The following is a 17,916-nucleotide window of genomic DNA, read 5'->3' as shown; positions in this document are numbered from 1 at the left end:
ATCATGACTAAGACTTATTTTAAAATCATAGCAATACTAAATCTTCTTTGGTTTAGTCCCTGCAACGCGCAATCAGAAACTATTGAAGTATCCGATTTTTCAGAAGTAATTATAAGTCCTCATATTCAGGTAAGATTTATTGAGTCGGAAAAGACCTCGGTAATTATTGAAAATTCGAAAATAGACCGAGAAAAAATTAATATCGAGAGTAGTAAAGATAAACTGCATATCTATCTTGAAGATGCTAAGATTACAGCAAAAGAAGAGAAAATTTTAATAAACGGACACAATCAAAATCACTCTATTTATAGAAATACTGAAGTTCGATTAACTGTATATTATAAGAGCTTGAATAAAGTTGAAATTCGAAGTGAAGAACGCTTTAATTTTGAAGATGTTATAAATACGGAAGAGTTTAAACTTGATATTTATGGGGCTGCGAAAGTTTTCTTTGAAAGTGTTACTGCAAAGAAACTGAAAATAGCAATGTATGGCGAAAGCTATTTAGAAATTAAAGATGGTAATGTCGATTATCAGCGGTATCGTTGTTACGGGGAAAGTGAAATAAATACTATTGAATTAAAATCTAATGAAACCAAAATTGCCGCTTACGGGAATAATCACGCGGTGATAAATGTTTCAGATAAATTAAAAGTTTCCGCTTTTGGCGAAGCCAATATTCAATATAAAGGAAATGCTGAAGTGAAAAACGGACTCAAAATTGGCGAAAATATAATTCAGAAAATCGATTAATTCTCTTTAAACACATCAGAATAATTTAATACTAATTACTCAAAATTTATATAATGTTAGAATTAAACCACATTTACAAATGGGTAACCACCGGCGGAAGAAGAACATTTCTATTGAACGATTTGAGCCTTAGCGTAGCTGAAGGTGAATTTATTTCGATCATGGGACCATCGGGTTCTGGGAAATCTACTTTGCTAAATGTAATTGGAATGTTGGACGGATTTCAGGAAGGAGAATATAAATTTCTGGATCAAAATATTCATGACATGAAAGAAAAACACCGCTCTAAATTATACAAAGAGTATATAGGATTTGTCTTTCAGCAATATCATCTTATCGACGAACTTACCGTTTACGAAAACATCGAAACGCCACTACTTTATAAAAAGATAAAATCTTCAGAACGTAAAGCGCTGGTTGCAGATATGCTAGATCGTTTTAATATTGTAGGAAAAAAGGATCTTTTTCCTAATCAACTCAGCGGCGGGCAACAGCAATTGGTTGGTGTGGCGCGTGCCCTAATTTCTAAACCTAAATTAATCCTTGCCGACGAGCCTACCGGAAACCTCAACTCTAAACAAAGCGACGAAATTATGCAACTTTTTAAGCAATTTAACGAAGAAGATGGCGTAACCATTATACAAGCCACGCATTCTGAAAGTAACGCAGCTTACGCAAATCGAATTGTGCATCTTTTAGATGGAAGTAAGACTAAAGCAGAGTAGGTATATAAAATGTTGTTATACCATTTACATGATAAGATATCACTCTAATTAAACAGTAAGCTCCAGATTAGCTAACATGTTAGGATTCTATTTTGTAACTTTAAGATAATGAGTTTTTTGAAGCTTAAACAGAATACGCTCATTATTCGATACGTATAATCCTAAATTTAATCGATGGCGCGAACTTTATCATTACTTATTTTTTTCAGTCTTTGTATAAGTCCGCATATTAGTTTTGGTCAGGAAGACACGATTGCTTCAACTTCTCGTAGTAATTTAGTTGTAGGTGTTACCAGCAAACCTCCTTATGCCTATAAAGATCAGGAAGGCAACTGGGAAGGAATTAGTATCCGACTCTGGAGAAAATTAGCGGAAGATTTAGACGAAAATTATACTTATAAAGAAATTGATCAGGTTGATTCGATAACTATTAATCAGGTTGATTTATTCGTTCTTGGTGATATTGCTGAAAATTCCAAAGAAAAATTAGATTTCAGCCACATTTACCATATATCAGAAATTGGTACAGCAACAAAGTCTGGAATGAAAATGAAATCTGTTTTAAAAGCCTTTTTCAGTAAGAAATTTTGGTACATAGCGGGTTCTTTATCGATACTTCTATTAATTGTTGGGTCGATAATATATTTCGTAGAGCGTAGGCATAATGAAGATAATTTTGGTGGTGAGCGTTCTATTGCAAAAGGTATAGGTTCTGGTTTTTGGTGGGCCGGTGTAACGATGACGACAATTGGTTATGGTGATAAGGCTCCGGTTACCTTTACAGGAAGAGCAATTGCGCTAGTGTGGATGCTGGTGGCGATGGCCGTGACTTCTGTCTTGACGGCTTCTTTGGTTTCAGCAGTAATGGGATCGGGAAATAATCAAATTCAGGTGCCCAATGATCTTCGTGATATGAAAGTTGCTGTTGTAAATGGTTCTTCAGCAGAAAGTTATTTAAATGCGGAAAGAATTGCTTTTAAAGGATATAACGACATTCCTTCCGCTTTAGAAGATCTCAAAACAGATGATATTGAAGTACTTTTACATAGTGTTCCGCAATTGCGGTATGCTATAAATAATAGGTCAAAATTCTCTGCAAAAGTACGTTCCGCAAACATCGACCCTCACTATTATGCCTTTGCATTTCCAGTTGATAGCGACTTGAGGTTACCTGTCAACAACGCCTTGATTGAAGTTTTAAGGTCTCCTGAGTGGCAAAAAGAACTTGATCGCTTTATTCCAGAAAAAAAATCACAATAGAAATAACAAAATTGCCTTTTGTTGGCTAATTCTTTTTAGAGGTTTCCGTCTGAATCACCTTTCCAGATTTGTCTATAGCAGGGACGCTGGTTTCGGTACGTTCAACAGTTTTTATAAGACCATCTTCGGTATATTCCAGCTTATCGATACTTACCGATCTTCTGAATACGCCTCCTTTAGGCAATTGTGCATTGTGATATACGAAATACCAGTTATCGCGAAATTCCACAATTCCCTGATGGTTAGTTGCAGATATAGGAAGAAGCTCATTAACAACTCCCTGATACGTCCAAGGACCGGTAATACTTTTACTTGTGGAGTACTCGGTTTTTGAAGGATATCCAGATCCTGCATAGGTCATATAGTAAGTATCTCCTTTTTTATGCACAAAAGGAGCTTCAAAGAAATTTTTAAGTTTCAGTGTCTGTACTTCCCCATCCATTTCGATCATATTGTCTTTTAGCTTAACGACACGCGCTTCGCCCCAAGAGCCCCAAAATAAATAGGCCTGCCCATCATCATCGATATATACGGCAGGATCAATATTTAGTGGGATTACATTTGGCGTTTCGTCTGTAACGATAGCCGAACCTTTAGCATCTTTGTAAGGACCAAGTGGATGGTCTGCCACGGCTACACCTATAGCAAAACCTTCTTTTACGCGAATATTTTTATGGGTAAGCGAAACATACCACCAAAATTTACCATCGCGTTCTATTACATGACTTGCAAAAGCATTACCGGCGGCCCAATCAAAATCTTCGATACTTAGTAAAGATCCATGACTGGTGTAGTCGTACATATCTGAAGTAGAAAACACCTGCCATTCATTCATTAGAAATCCTTCTTTGTCTTCCTTTTGCTCGTCACGACCAGTAAAAAGATAAAGTGTGTCATTATAAACAAGCGGACAAGGATCTGCAGTAAACATCCCTTCGATTACCGGATTACCACCATATTTTTGAGCCTGAATATTTTGAAAACTAAGAAAACTTAACCCTACAAATGCACTAAGTGTTGCTATTTTTCTAAAAGAATGAACTGATATTTTCATGAATATGAAAAGTTTATTTTGAATTTGAATTATGTAAATATAGGGTAAACGCATTATGTTTCAAAGCTTAGCAATTTTTATACTGAATGCTGAATAAATTTTAAAAAGCTTTATTCTGAAGTAAAATGTTTTTATTGAAAAAGGACATTAAAATTACTGTAGCTGAAGTTAAGAAAGCCAGTCAAAATTTGACTTTAAAGGTTTCCATGTTATCTTAAATTCTGTTCTCGAATTTGAATACTAAGCAATCTAAAATCCTATAATAAAAACCCTAATTTTTCCATACTTTTCAGTTTTAAAATAATAAGCTGAATGCAATTAGAAACCGAAAGACTTAAAATTGTAAGTTTTAAACCTGAATTATTTGTACCGCTCTATCAATTGTTTTGTGAGAATCAAACCGTAATGCAGTCTGCTTTTAAAGGTAGAGTGCTTTCTCAAAAGGAGTTTTTAGACGTTTTAGCCAATGATTTTATTTTAGATGAAAATGCGCAAATTGGTTTTGTATGCATTTTAGATAAAACTACAGGCAATTTTATAGGTTTCACGGGTTTGATTCCGTGTAACTTTCTTGGCGATGAAGATGATCTTGAATTCGGTTTTGTATTGCATCAGAATCATTGGGGAAAAGGATTCGCTACTGAAATTGGCCAATTTTGGATCGATTTTGCTGAAAATGAACTTCAATTAGATCGAATCTTGGCTGCTGCTAGTCCGGACAATCATGCTTCTATTAAGGCCATTAAAAAATTAGGATTAACTGAAGTAAAAGAAATTTCCACTGAAGATCGCGGATCACGATTGGTGTTTTCGAAGGAGTTTAAAAAATAAATTATAATCAGTATTAGCGAATTTTAGTCTTAATTTCTGATTTAATAAACTGAGTGAAAATAATTAAAAGCTTGCAGTTTCAATAAACAACATCGGCTTCGTTAACCCCAAAACCGATGCTTTTTCTTTTAATTTTCAGTTTCAATTTTTATCGTTTCTCCTTTCAAATTTTCGCTGCTAACTTTCAGTTTAATAGTTCCTGCTTCCATTCCCGATTTTAGGATGATCATTGCTTTTCCGTAGAATAAATCGACTTTATGATCCTGAAGCGGCTCGAAAGATTGCGGATCTCCGTTTCCTGCACCGGCTAATTCACCTGCTCCACTAACTTCAATTTCTAAACCTTCATTTGCTAAAGGATCCAAATTCCCGTCTTTATCAAAAGCTTCCACCAAAACATAAGAAAGATCCATTCCATCAGCTTTTATTATTTTTCGATCGGCCGACAATTTAATTTTGGTAGCTTCCGAGGTAGTTTTTAATGTTTTTTCGCCCAATTTTTCTCCTTGTTTATAAGCGACTACTTTTACTTCACCGGGCTCGTAAACCACATCCTTCCACATTAAACGAAAGCGCTCGGTTGAATTTTTAGAAGAGGGTGATTTACATTGTTTGCCTTGCGATTTTCCGTTTATAAAAAGTTCGGCACAATCACCGTTGGTATATACAAAAACCGGGATATTCTCGCCTTCCTCTCCTTTCCAGTTCCAATGCGGTAAAATATGTATCGTTTTCTCTCCGGGCTTCCAATAGCTTTTATACAAATAATATCGATCTTTTGGAATCCCCATAATATCTACAATTCCGAAGTAAGAACTACGCGCTGCTTCCTTATCGCTCATTCCCATACCTTTTACGGTTCGATTGGTGTAAGGTGTGGGTTCTCCCAAATAATCAAAACCCGTCCAGACGAACTCGCCTGCGATATAAGGTTCGTCCTGCTGCCACATAAAATCATCGTCGCCAATTTCTGCCCAAGATGGTGCATGAAAATCGTAAGAACTAACTTGAAGTGATTTGGTAAAATCTGTTTTCTTTTCGGGTAAAGGAAATTCATAAAATCCACGCGTACTTACTGTAGAAGCAGATTCTGAAATAATTACCGATTTATTCGGTTCCATTTGCCGAGCTAATTGATAACGCCTGCCATAATTCCAGCTATGCACATCGTAAAGATCAAAATGTCGTAAAGCCGCATTATCCTGTACATCGTTGACCATCGTAACCGGACGGGTATGATCGTATTTTCGAACATAATTCAACATCGTAAGTAAGCGACGAAAACCATTATTAGCATTGGCCTGTACATCGTGCATCTCGTTACCCACACTCCAAATAAATACTGAAGGATGATTACGATCACGCATCACAAAGTTGCGAATGTTACGTTCCGCAAAACTTTCAAAATTAGTGGTGTCTACTATATCGGCTTTCCGATCGTATTTATCAAAAACTTCGTTAAACATCAAAATCCCCATTTTATCGCACAATTCTAAAACTTCAGGAGCAGCAGTATTATGGCTACTTCGAATCGCATTCACGCCCATCGATTTCATAATTTCTAATTGCCTTTCCATCGCTCGAGGATAAAATGCAGCACCAAGCGGTCCATGACCATGATGCAAATTCACTCCTTTTAACTGGACTCTTCTTCCGTTTAAATGAAAACCGTCATCTGGTGTAAATTTTATGCTTCTTATACCAAAAGTGCTTTCAGACAGATCTACAATTTTTTCATCTGCACTAACTTCCGTAATTGTTTTGTAAAGATGAGGATGTTCGATATCCCATTGCATAGGATTGGTAAGCTGAGTATTTATTTCAAAATAATTTTCTTCTCCGGCTCGTAACTTATGCGAAATGCTTTTTTTCGCTACCTCATTTCCTTCAGGATTAAGAATACGCTGAGTCACGGTAATTTTTTTCGCTTCGGAAGTCTCATTTTTCACCAAACTTGAAATGCGAACATTAGCATAGTTTGGTTTAATAATAGGCGTAGTTACCTGAGTCTCCCAGATTTTTGTATGAATTGGTGCCATGGCAACCATGCGTACTTTCCGGTAAATTCCTGCTCCCGGATACCAGCGGCTATCATGCTGCCGGGTATCTACATGAACGGCCAAGACATTTTTAGCATTTTCAGTAAAATCTAAGTGATCTGAAATTTCTATATAAAATGAATTATAACCGTAGTCCCATTGTCCTGCTAGTTTCCCATTGATATACACTTTTGGAAAAGCCATGATACCATCAAAAATCAGGAAAACTTTATCACCTTTTTTTATTGCTGAAAGATCCAAATCGTGGCGATACCAAGCCTGTCCTTTCCAGGGTAATTTCCCGGTATTGCCATCCCCATCTTTAATAAAATCTTCTTCTACCGCCCAATCATGAGGAATACTTATGCTTTTCCAATCTGAAGTATTCTCATTAATTTCTTCTGCTCCTGAAGGATCTCCCTTCTTAAATTTCCAGTCGTTTTGAAGAATTACGGTTGTACGTTCTTGTGCGAAAAGAATTCCATTAAAAAACATAGCAAAAAATAGAACAAAAATGATCTTAGATTTCATTTGAAGATGACTTAGAAGTTTCAATCTTCTAATTTAATGTAAAAATTACGCTTATCTTTTATTTAGCTTATTTTTCTAGCTACCAATTTTTTACAAAAACGATTCAGCATTTTGAAATTCACATCCGTTCATAAAAAAACCTCTTCAATGAGAGGTTTTTATATTTTATTCCGAAGAAACACTAATATAAAACTGCTCCTCCTTCGGGTTGCAATTCTATTTTTAAAGTTCCGTTTTTCCTAATTTTAGAAGTTTTATACCCGGCTGTTTTATTTTTCTCATCAAAAAGATGTTTAAGTTCTTTTCCGGCAAGCATTGGTAATTCTAATTCAATTTTTCTTTTCTCCTTCTTCGCATTAACAACGGCTATGTACCATTTGTCACCTTTTCTACGCGCTAAGGCACAATAATCTTCTGGTTCTCCACCAATATAAATGGTCTCGTCCCAAACCGTAGGTACCTCACGGATAAAGTCTAAAACATAATCGGGCTGTTCTTCTAAATTATTAGGAGTTAAACCAAAATGCTGTATCGGTGAGAAATAGAGTATAGATGTTGCCAACTCAAAAGCATCGGTGGTACTTCTTATCGTTCCGTTTTGTTGATCTCTAGACATTTTCTGATTCAAAAATACCGGAGCAAAATCCATAGCGCCAATTGCGTTTCTCGTAAACGGTAAAATAGTTGCATTTAAAGCATGTTTATCTAATGCCTCCTGACCAAAAATTAGATTTTCTGAAGCCAATACAGCCTCTGAAGTTACGTAATTAGGATACATTTTTTCCCAACCTCTGGGAATTGTACACCCATGAAATGTAATACCCAATCCATACTCATTCGCATCGGTTAAAATATCTTCATACAACTTCATGGTGGTTTGTTTGTCTCCTCCAAAAAAGTCAACTTTTAAACCTTTCACTCCTATCTTCTGCAGCCATTCCATTTCCTTTTTTCTAGAAGCGATATTATTCATTTTATCCTGTGGTGTTTGCGGCGCTTCGTTCCAATACCCATTAGAATTATACCATAGCAGCACATCTACATTTTTGGATTGTGCATATTTTACCAGCTCTTCCATTCTTTCGTAACCGATATTATTATCCCACCAGTTGTCGATCAATACATACTCGAATCCTAGCATAGAAGCCATATCGATATACTTTATCTGGTCGTCGTAATTTATACTATTGTCTTGCCAAACGATCCAACTCCAGGTAGCGCGTCCCATTTGGTAATCGATACTTGGTTCATACTTTTGCTCTACTAAATCGAAAGCAACTGTAGATTCAACTATTGGTTTTAAAGTTTCACCAAGCGTGATTGTTCTCCACGGGGTTTTAGCAGGCATAGCCATAGCAGCAAAAGTATCGCCAATGCTATTATTTTCTCCTTTCTGCGGAAATTTGATACTGAATAAACCGTCATCTGTAGATTCACTTAATCGACTACCGGGATAACTACTGTCTACACCAGTTTCTGAAATTAAAATCCATCCTTTTTCACCTAATTTGAATAATGCAGGAAAGGTATAACCAACACCATATTCTGAAGCTTTTCCTAATTTTTCGCTTAGCGTGTATTCTTCTTCATAAGATGGTTTAGTTTCACTCCACCCCGTCATTGGTAACGCTTGCGGCGTAATATAGCTAGTAGCACCATCTGGCAAATGAAAACCCGAGATTTCTTCAAGAATCTTAATATTACTTCTCCCCGCTTTCGATTTTAGTTGATACGAATATGCCACATCACGATTAGAAACTCGAAAATATACAAAAAGGCTATCCTCGTTTTCATTTACAAATTTCGCTACTAATTCATTAGCTTTATAATCTACATGACTCACTTTTGCCTTCTTTAGCTCGTAAGAGTCTTCGATGCTATTAATTTCCGAAGAAACATATTCAAGATTTGATGAAAAATCCCCTAATGAGGTTTTCAAACCTAACGGAGAATCATCTAAAAACGAAGAGTCTGCGTAATAAATATCATAAGATATTTTTCCGTTGTTCTCATTTAATTTTAAGCTAATTTGCCCATCTGGACTTTTAATTTCTCCAATTTGAGCGGTAAGTAGATTACCTAAAAATACTAAAGCAAGAAATAGCTGAATTCGTAGTAATTTCATTTTTTAAATTTCGGTTGATTGCTAAGGTTTGATTTTTATTTGCAACTAAAGTTATTACTTCCGCTTTCTATTTCAATTTGTAAAAGGCGAAAGCGCTACTAAATAGCACGAAATCTAAAAATACTATTATTCTTAATGAATTAAAGGCAGTGTCCTAAAAATATATTTCAGAAAAGTGAAAATGTAAAAATTGGGGGAATTATAAATTTTGCTGAAATAGGAAATAGTAGTGGAGTGCTAGTTAAATACTATACACCCCCAATTTAGCTGAACTGAATATGAAGAATGACCACAAACATGATCATATAGTTGTAAGAATTTGAGCTGTTTCGATAGGGTAGATAAAATTGCTCCGTTAAGAGGAGAAAGAAACAATGTTATGGTAGATTATTGTAATAGATCATATCGAGAGTGAACCAAACAGCAATTGTGCTTAAAACAAGGATGATGAAAAAACGATTTTTATGTAAAAAAGATAGCATTGGTCATTAAAAGGTTTAGTTGGTGCTACTAAATTAAATAAATGACGCCTTTTTTAGCTAATTTCGTCTATATTTTTTTTGACTTCATCGAAAATTTAAGATTTTATTTGGATTTATAATTCTTTTGAATCTTGATCTTTTTTAATGTGAGTTACCTAGGATTGATAATAAAAGTCTAAGGTGTTTAATTCAGCAATAAATCAAATCAGCGTTTATTATAGTAGAAGAAAATAATAAATATTGCTATAACTTGTAGAATCGTAGCTAGAATAGAACCTTCAAGACCAAAATCACCTCCATTTAAAAAGTTAGTAGAATTATTGCTAATATTAATTAAGGAATACATATTTTGACCACTTACGTTAAATCCTAATAAACTCTGGAAAAAATTCCAACTTAGATGCAATGCAATTGGAAACCATAGGTTTTTAGTATAGACATAGGACAATCCCAAAAAAATTCCAGCAATAAAAATGTTTATTAATCCTAATAAACTGAGATTTGGGTTGAAAGAATGCATCAGAGAAAATATTAGCGCTGTTATCACTAAAGCAAAATACTTATTGAATGACGTCATTAGGTTTTTTTGAATATATCCTCTACAAAAAACCTCTTCCTCGATCGCAACAATAGTAAATAGTAATATAGCTATGAGAAATTCTTTAAAATTCCAATTAATAGCTTCAAAACTGATCTCTCCCAATCCTATTAAGATTCCAAAACCAATGATTATAATACCTGCTCCTACAACTAAACCTATTAGAATATCTTGAAGTCTATTCTTTAAATGCAATCCAATGTTTATAAACTTTTCTTTATCTACCTTAATAACAAAGGACGAGGTTACAAGCAATGTCCCTAAGAATGAAAATAGTGTAATAAGAAGGTCCTGTATCGATGTTTTTTTTGGTGTTTCGAATGCTTCTATATCTAAACCTGCAATTAGAGCACCCATTATTTGAAAAAATGCTACCACAAAAAAATACGGCAAAATGATTAAAAGTATTCTTGCCCATCCCGGAATCTTGCTTTTTTCTGACATTTAATTTTTTAATTCAATTCAAAAAGGTATTCTTCCTTAACCTTATAATGTTTAGACATATTATTGTCTTTTATATGAACATCTATAATTTTATCTTTTTGTAATGCAGATCGTGCCTTACAAAAATCATCGCTATTTTTTATAGCTATTCCATTGATGTCGATAACCTTTTGATCCAGCTGAATTCCAGCTTTTTGAGCTGGAGAATTTTTAATTACTGTAGATATAAAAGTTTCTTTGCTCTCTTCTTCAAAATTCATATTGAAACCTATAATTTTAGGCATAAAATCTAGAGAATCAATAGGGGACAAAATTAGTCTATTATCTCTCCAGCTTATTGTTGTTTTAAATTTTCGAAAGAACCCTAACCCTAATAAGTCCAAATGTCCTTTTTGCGAATTGATTGGTAAATTGTTGATTTGAAAATCAGTATCTGAAAACTTAAGGGTATCCATAAGATATATCTTTTCTTGAGCGACTGCTTCCTTTTGTTCGCCAAGACCGCCAGAGCCTTCTCCAAATATAGTTTTTGATTTTAATTTTAATGAATCTCTTAAAATTAGATTTTCATCTAAACTTAAATACCCACTACTTCCTAGATCTACACAGACATCGATATTTTTCTTTCCTTTCGATAAATGAACAGGAATATATAATTGATGTCCATAAGGATTCTGATCCAAGTCAAATTTTAAATCTGATGAGGCAATAGTTTGATCACTTAACTCTTTTGTAACTATTAGTATTTGTTCTTCGAAATCAATTTGCCAGACCAAATGTCTCATGACACCAATTCCTATAATACCATATGCCTCGATGCATTGGCCAGAAATAGATGAAACCTGAAAATTAAGATCGGTAAAGGCTAAGTTTCCTAATTTCAATCGATCTATTTCTTTAACCTCAGACCAAAAAAAGTTACCTAAAGATCCTATACTTGGTAAATAGCCATTATCTTCTAAATCGAAATCATCCGCAAAACGTGCAAAAATAGTATTAGAGGCTCCACTATCCAGTATAAAAGGATATGTATTACTTTCTTTACCAAACTTCACATCAATAAGCATATGACCGGAATTCGAAAAATAAAAAGGAATCGTATCATAGGTTGAAGAAAATTTAAATTTGGCTTCAGACATATCCGATAAACCAGAATAAATATAATAGACCGAACCTAGGATGGCAACGATAACGAACAGGGCTATTATCACCATCCATTTTAATAATTTTTTGAAAAATTTCATTATTGTATATTATTAATGCTAATTGAAAAGAGCTATACCTTAAACAATTCAGATTGCAAAAATTTCATATTAATCTAATACTGAAATGCCTCAGTGAAAGATGCTACTACAGATGAAAACTTATTTTTGAATTAAATATAACCACTCTTTCTAGCTTTTTCAAGCAGTGCTTTATTTCCTCCTTTTTCAACCTCCATCACTTCTTTTAATCTTCTTTTACGATCTTCCACCGCTCTTAATGATAGATTAACATGTTGAGGAATATCCTTGGTTTTGGTTCCCAAAGAAAGTTGGTAAAGAATTTGACGATCAATATCATCAATAATCTTAGTGCTCATTACTCCTGAATGCAATATTTTAGAAATAGTACTACCATAAAATGGAGGGCTCTTAATTACTTTTTTAAGACAGGTGACAAGTTCCTCGGAATTTGTTTCTCCTTTCACCAAGAAGCCATCAGGATTTACATTACGTAAAATATTATGTACCCTTAAGGAATCATCTATAACTGTTAAGATTACTAATTTCATCTCACTACCATACTCTTTCTTTATCGCAGCTCCCAAATCTTCTCCAGAAATAAATCTAGAGTTACCATCTATTGGAAAATTTATATCTAAAAACACGACATCATAATTTCCCGAGACAATTTTCTGCCAAGCTTCATCACATTTATCAGCGGTATCTATTATTAATTTAATTTCAGGAAGTTCTAATCTACTTAATACATTTTGATATCCTTCTAGTATTAGTGGATGATCATCTACAAGTAAAATTTTAATCATGCTCATAACTATTTAATTTTAACCGAAATTGAGATTTTAGTTCCTACGGTTAATTTTGAAGATAACGCAAAATCTGCTCCTATAGATTTACATCTTGATTTCATATTTTTTATTCCAATACCAATCGCTTTATCACTACTGAATCCTACACCATCATCTGCGATCGTCAAATACATAGTATTTTGCCTACGAAGAATCGAAATCTTCAATAGTTGTGCATTTGCGTGTTGATTGATATTGGTAAGCGCCTCCTGTAAAATTCTATAAATATTGATTTTGATATCATCACTGATTTTATCCCAATTTATTTCCTCATCTATTTCAAAATTGACTCTTAATCCGTGTACCTTCTGCTGATTTACAAGTTCTTCCAGGATTACTTTAAAATTGACTGTAACAAAACTGCTTACGTTAAGCTTATGAGAAATATTTCTTATTTCTTTAGCTACTTTTGCAATTTCTTCAATATAATTTTTTCTTTTCTGCTTGCTTTCTTTGGAATCATCTTCATTTAAAATATCAAGACTTAAGCGTAATCCAAAAAGTTGTCCCAATACCCCATCATGTAATTCTCTGGAAATATTTAAACGCTCTTTCTCCCTACCATCTTCAAAAAATTGTTGTTGGTTCAAAATCAACTTATAAATTTCTTTCCCTGCTTCCTCTTTTTGGCGAAATAATCTATTTCGAGATCTTTGATAAACTATAATCGATATCAAGATGAGAAAAATTATAATTATTCCAGTTATTGTAGATATTCTAAATATGCGCTGATTTAAGGTTTTTGTCTCATTTATATATTCATCCGTTTCAAATCGAATTCTCGCCAACTTATTACGAATGCCCCTTTCAACAAAATATAAACTATCAGATAATTTTATGTACTCTTTAGTGTAGTCTAGAGCCTTGTCAAGATCGATATCGGCCAAAAGCTTCAATGATTCCAAATAATTTTCGGTTGCATTTATCTTATCTGCTACCATTTTCGATTTGAGAGCCAAACTAATCGCGTTGGATGTATCCCCTTTCAAAATAAAATATTCTGAAAAATGTATATAACTCATAGACTGCCCCGCATAAAGTTCCTGATCTTCTCGAATCATTAATGCTTCAAGGTACTCTTCATAAATGCCTATGGTGTCAAGAAGATTTTGTTTAGCATAGGCTCGATTATCTATTAACATCGCCTTAATTTCCAAATCAACATCTTCACTTTTTAGTTTTCTTTGCGCTTTTAAACCCTTCGTATAATAATCAAGAGCTTTTTTATATTCTCCATTAGTGGTGTATACTAAACCTAAATTATTCCATAATGAAGGATATTCGTTCGCATCATCAACTTCCTTTAGATATTCCTCTGCTTTCTTATAGTAAATCACAGATCTTTCAAATTCTTTTAAGTTTCTGGAGAGCGTACCTAGATTGTTGTAAGCAAAATACAAACTTTTATTGGCGCCTTGATCCTTTAAATCGTTTATAGCCTCAGACAAAAGAATTTCACTTCCGGTGTAATTCTTATAATATCCCTGAATAACTGCCATATTTAGAAGTAATTGTCCAGCCCGCTTTTTATTTCCAATTCGAGCAAACCCCTTCTGAGCTTTATCAAAATAAAAATAAGCACTATCCATTACGCCAAAGTAGTAGTAAAACTGTCCTCTATCCCAGTAAGCGGTTGCCTTTCCTGTACTATCATTTATTTTGTTGGTAAAAGTAATAGCTCTGGAATTTGTTTTAAAGAAACGAACTGAGTCTTCATTTTTTAAGTAATAGTAGGAAGAGTCCAATAATTGCTTTTTAACAATACTGTCGTTTAATTCTATTTTATTTTTTTCAAAATCTATATCCGATTCTGTATTTCTTATCTGCTTGTCTTTACAACCAAGAAATATAAAGAGGAGAATGGATAAAATTTGAAAGTATGACTTCAAGGTTTATTAGACTTAAGGTTCAAGTAATCTTCTAAAATAATTCACTTCTTACAATATCAAATATGTATAATGGTTCTGATATAAAGAAGATTGATCCCTAAAACGTACTTTATATTTTTTACTTAGCATACTAGAATTCTCCTAAATTCAAGAAAATCTATCCTATAGTAACATTTAAAGCACTTTAAAAGGCTCAAACACTTCTTACCTAAACAAAGAAAGCAGTAGTTTTATTATCAATATTAGTATAAAGGATATCATCGGCATAAATTAATTATTATTCATATAAATTAAACAAATTATGTTTTTTGAATTTGCCTGATTAGCACTAAAAAAAATTCAGTCCTTTGCAATTAACTCACATTTAAAGAATGAACATTTAGCTTCTATTCGATCAAACAATTTGTCTTACAAACTTAAACCACGAAAGAGATAGCCCTGTTTGGTTTTATACCAAAAAATATGTGGGAAAACCACATATTTTAATTTAATCAATAGATAGGACTACATAACCAAACCTGATATCAGCGACTTTCAGATTCAACGTCGCCATGAAATGAGACAATGCCCAAAAATTGGATGTAAATAAAATAAGTCAGACTTTTGACTCCCTTAAAAAATAAAAAAACCCCTATAAATTAAATATTTATAGGGGTTTTACTGGTGGTCCCACCTGGGCTCGAACCAGGGACCCCTTGATTATGAGAAATGAAAAATTCAACTTCAATAAATTTCATATATTTTCATTAAACTGTAAATCAGTTCTTTAACTTGATTAATTTTTCCATTTACTTTCTTTAATTTACCTTTATCAAGCAATTTGTTGTACATATGTTGTACATAAAATAAATAATCTTATCATGGCATCAATCAAAACAATCCTACGAAAAACAGTATTGAAGAATGGAAAATATCCAGTTCTTTTACGTGTCACTAAAGATAGAAAATCAAAATTTTTTAGAACACCATTCGAAGTTCATTTGAATGAGTGGGATTCTAAGCTAGGCAGATTTAGTAAAAAGTACAATCAGCAAATTAAATCAAATAGATTGCTCGGAAAAATTGAAGACAGAGCTTTATCTGTAATTTCCGAATTAGAAATGAATCAGGATTTTTACACTCTAAATGATTTCGAAAATAAATTTAGAATTGAATCTAATCCAGAAGCTTCAAATATTTTTCCATTTTGGGATGAACTGATTGATGAAATGAAAATGGCTGGAAGAATGGGAAATGCGGACGTATATCACCATACTAAAAACTCAGTTCAGAAATTCGCAAAGAATAAGCCTATTCATTTTAAAGAGGTCACTCCTACATTTTTAGACAAGTATGAAGTTTATCTCAGAAACAAAGGAGGAACTGGCGGGGGAATTGGAGTTAAAATGCGCGCCATTAGAGCGATTTTCAATGTTGCAATTAAGCGTAATATTATAGATGAAAAAGTATACCCTTTTAAGCATTACAAAATTTCCAAACTAAAAGGAAAATCTATAAAAAAAGCGCTCAAAATCGAAGAGGTACACCGACTTCAAAACCTTGATTTAAATGACAAGCCACATTTAGTGAATAGTAGGAATTATTTCATTTTTAGTTTTTATACGAGGGGAATGAATTTTGCTGATATGATGAAATTAAGATGGGATAATATCTACAGCGATAGAATACATTATACGCGATCAAAGACAAAAGGGAACTTTATCATCAAAATTATGCCGCCTGTACAACGAATATTGAATTATTATAAGGGCAATAACCATTCTTACGTCTTTCCTATTATACTTCATGAAAACCTAACTCCAAGTCAACTAAACAACCGGAAAAGAAAAACGCTCAAAAAATTTAATAAGGATTTGAAAGAATTAGGAGAACTTGCGAAAATTGATAAGCCTATTACAAGTTATGTGGCCAGGCATAGCTTTGCCAATTGCCTAAAGCAAAAAGGCGCCGGTACAGATATTATTAGTGAATCCTTAGGTCATCAAGATGTTAAAACAACTAAAGCATACTTAAAAGAGTTGGATACGGCAATCTTGGATGAAGCAAGTGAATTATTGTTAGAAAAATAATTAATTTACAGCTTTAAATATATAAATTACTCAAAAGGTAAAAATTACATTGGTCTTACTTGGAAATTTAAGTATGAGATCTTAGATAAAGTCATAATCCAATAATATGGGGAAAACAGCAACTACAGTTGACGAACAAATAGATAAGCTTAAAGGTAGAAATATGACGATGGATTTAGGCGATGTCAAGGCCAAAGAAATCCTACTTGATATTGGTTACTACCGTTTAGGCTTCTATTGGAATCCTTTCGAAATAGATGAACATCATAATCTAAAAAATGGCACTAAATTTTCAGATGTAGTAAAGCTTTATTATTTAGATACAGATTTAAAACATATATTATCCAGAGCATTAAATAGGATAGAAATTAATTTTAAAACCCAATTAATTTATTACGTTTCTAATTATTATGATAAAAACCCTACCTGGTTTGCTGACAAAAAAATAGTTTCCCATCAATTTGTGAAAGGGTTTCCCAAAATCTACACAGAGAGTTTTAAAAAAAATAATAAGCCCATAAAAAATCATCATAGAAAGCACTCAAATGATATTTATGCTCCTGCTTGGAAAACATTGGAATATTTAACTTTCGGTAGTGTTATAAAATTGTACTTATCACTACATAATCAAGATTTACAAAAAAAGATAGCAGAACAATATGGCATAAAAAGCTTAGGGGTTTTCGAAAATTACCTTACTACTATTTTATTTATTCGCAATATTTGCGCACATAGTGATTTACTATTTGATTCTTATACACCTTTAGGGATTAAATCTACTCCCATAATTGATATAGACAGAAATAAAAGACATTCCTTATCTTCATCTATAAGAATTATATGCTATTTTTTAGAAAAAATATCTGTTAATCGATGTAAGGAAATCACTAAAAATATCAATGACCTGTTTGCGCAATTTAACGATAACAAAGCAATTAGTGAGATTATTGTAAACAAGATTGGATATGAATTATAACCTGTTTACAGATGGCTATAGTTCATAAAATTGTTAATAATCTTGTGCATAAGTAGGCATATACCTATA

Annotated in this window: 13 protein-coding genes; 6 read left to right on the top strand and 7 right to left on the bottom strand. The window is 33.2% G+C overall.

The genetic code is table 11. The annotated features are described in order from the left end of the window. Positions 1 to 3 precede the first annotated feature (3 nt). The 3 genes from QWY91_RS14040 (at position 4) to QWY91_RS14030 (ending at position 2,738) form a co-directional block, all read left to right on the top strand. The gene (locus QWY91_RS14040) at positions 4 to 753 is read left to right on the top strand and encodes a head GIN domain-containing protein (protein ID WP_290236123.1); all 750 of its coding nucleotides are present in this window, start codon (positions 4 to 6) and stop codon (positions 751 to 753) included. A gap of 50 nt (positions 754 to 803) precedes the next feature. Further along, positions 804 to 1,478, top strand: a complete 675-nt coding sequence (locus tag QWY91_RS14035; protein WP_290237107.1) for an ABC transporter ATP-binding protein — start codon at positions 804 to 806, stop codon at positions 1,476 to 1,478. A 174-nt stretch (positions 1,479 to 1,652) separates the two neighbouring features. After that, positions 1,653 to 2,738 carry an ion channel gene (locus tag QWY91_RS14030; protein WP_290236122.1) on the top strand — a complete coding sequence of 362 codons (1,086 nt, stop codon included), beginning with the start codon at positions 1,653 to 1,655 and terminating at the stop codon, positions 2,736 to 2,738. A 25-nt stretch (positions 2,739 to 2,763) separates the two neighbouring features. Here QWY91_RS14030 and QWY91_RS14025 read toward each other — a convergent pair whose 3' ends face one another. Beyond that, positions 2,764 to 3,792, bottom strand: coding sequence for a glycoside hydrolase family 43 protein (locus tag QWY91_RS14025; protein WP_290236120.1), 1,029 nt, complete (start codon positions 3,790 to 3,792; stop codon positions 2,764 to 2,766). 312 nt (positions 3,793 to 4,104) lie between these two features. Between QWY91_RS14025 and QWY91_RS14020 the strand changes: the two genes are divergently transcribed. Then, a complete protein-coding gene (locus tag QWY91_RS14020; protein ID WP_290236118.1) occupies positions 4,105 to 4,623 on the top strand; it encodes a GNAT family N-acetyltransferase in 519 nt (172 codons plus the stop codon). A 128-nt stretch (positions 4,624 to 4,751) separates the two neighbouring features. On the opposite strand, the gene QWY91_RS14015 is transcribed toward QWY91_RS14020, so the two are convergent. The 6 genes from QWY91_RS14015 to QWY91_RS13990 form a co-directional block, all read right to left on the bottom strand. Continuing rightward, positions 4,752 to 7,193, bottom strand: coding sequence for a glycoside hydrolase family 2 TIM barrel-domain containing protein (locus QWY91_RS14015; RefSeq protein WP_290236116.1), 2,442 nt, complete (start codon positions 7,191 to 7,193; stop codon positions 4,752 to 4,754). A gap of 181 nt (positions 7,194 to 7,374) precedes the next feature. Further along, positions 7,375 to 9,318, bottom strand: a complete 1,944-nt coding sequence (locus QWY91_RS14010; RefSeq protein WP_290236114.1) for a glycoside hydrolase family 97 protein — start codon at positions 9,316 to 9,318, stop codon at positions 7,375 to 7,377. A gap of 687 nt (positions 9,319 to 10,005) precedes the next feature. Further along, positions 10,006 to 10,842, bottom strand: coding sequence for a CPBP family intramembrane glutamic endopeptidase (locus tag QWY91_RS14005; protein WP_290236112.1), 837 nt, complete (start codon positions 10,840 to 10,842; stop codon positions 10,006 to 10,008). Between the two features lie 8 nt (positions 10,843 to 10,850). Then, positions 10,851 to 12,086 (bottom strand): PDZ domain-containing protein, encoded by a 1,236-nt coding sequence (locus QWY91_RS14000; protein ID WP_290236110.1) that lies wholly within the window; start codon positions 12,084 to 12,086, stop codon positions 10,851 to 10,853. Positions 12,087 to 12,217: 131 nt separating this feature from the next. Further along, positions 12,218 to 12,877: a response regulator gene (locus QWY91_RS13995; protein ID WP_290236108.1), complete on the bottom strand. Its 660-nt coding sequence runs from the start codon at positions 12,875 to 12,877 to the stop codon at positions 12,218 to 12,220. A gap of 2 nt (positions 12,878 to 12,879) precedes the next feature. Beyond that, complete coding sequence (locus QWY91_RS13990) at positions 12,880 to 14,658, bottom strand: tetratricopeptide repeat-containing sensor histidine kinase (RefSeq protein WP_290236107.1); 1,779 nt, start codon at positions 14,656 to 14,658, stop codon at positions 12,880 to 12,882. Between the two features lie 1,004 nt (positions 14,659 to 15,662). On the opposite strand from QWY91_RS13990, the gene QWY91_RS13985 reads away from it, so the two are divergent. Together QWY91_RS13985 and QWY91_RS13980 are read left to right on the top strand one after the other, a co-directional pair. Continuing rightward, entirely contained in the window at positions 15,663 to 16,871 is a 1,209-nt protein-coding gene (locus QWY91_RS13985; protein ID WP_290236105.1) for a site-specific integrase, read from the top strand. A 106-nt stretch (positions 16,872 to 16,977) separates the two neighbouring features. Next, positions 16,978 to 17,847: an Abi family protein gene (locus QWY91_RS13980; protein WP_290236103.1), complete on the top strand. Its 870-nt coding sequence runs from the start codon at positions 16,978 to 16,980 to the stop codon at positions 17,845 to 17,847. The last annotated feature ends 69 nt before the right edge of the window (positions 17,848 to 17,916 follow it).

It is taken from the genome of Zunongwangia endophytica, from assembly GCF_030409505.1.
In the GTDB taxonomy this organism is placed as follows: Bacteria; Bacteroidota; Bacteroidia; order Flavobacteriales; family Flavobacteriaceae; genus Zunongwangia; species Zunongwangia endophytica.
This window is presented reverse-complemented; position numbering and strand designations above follow the sequence as displayed.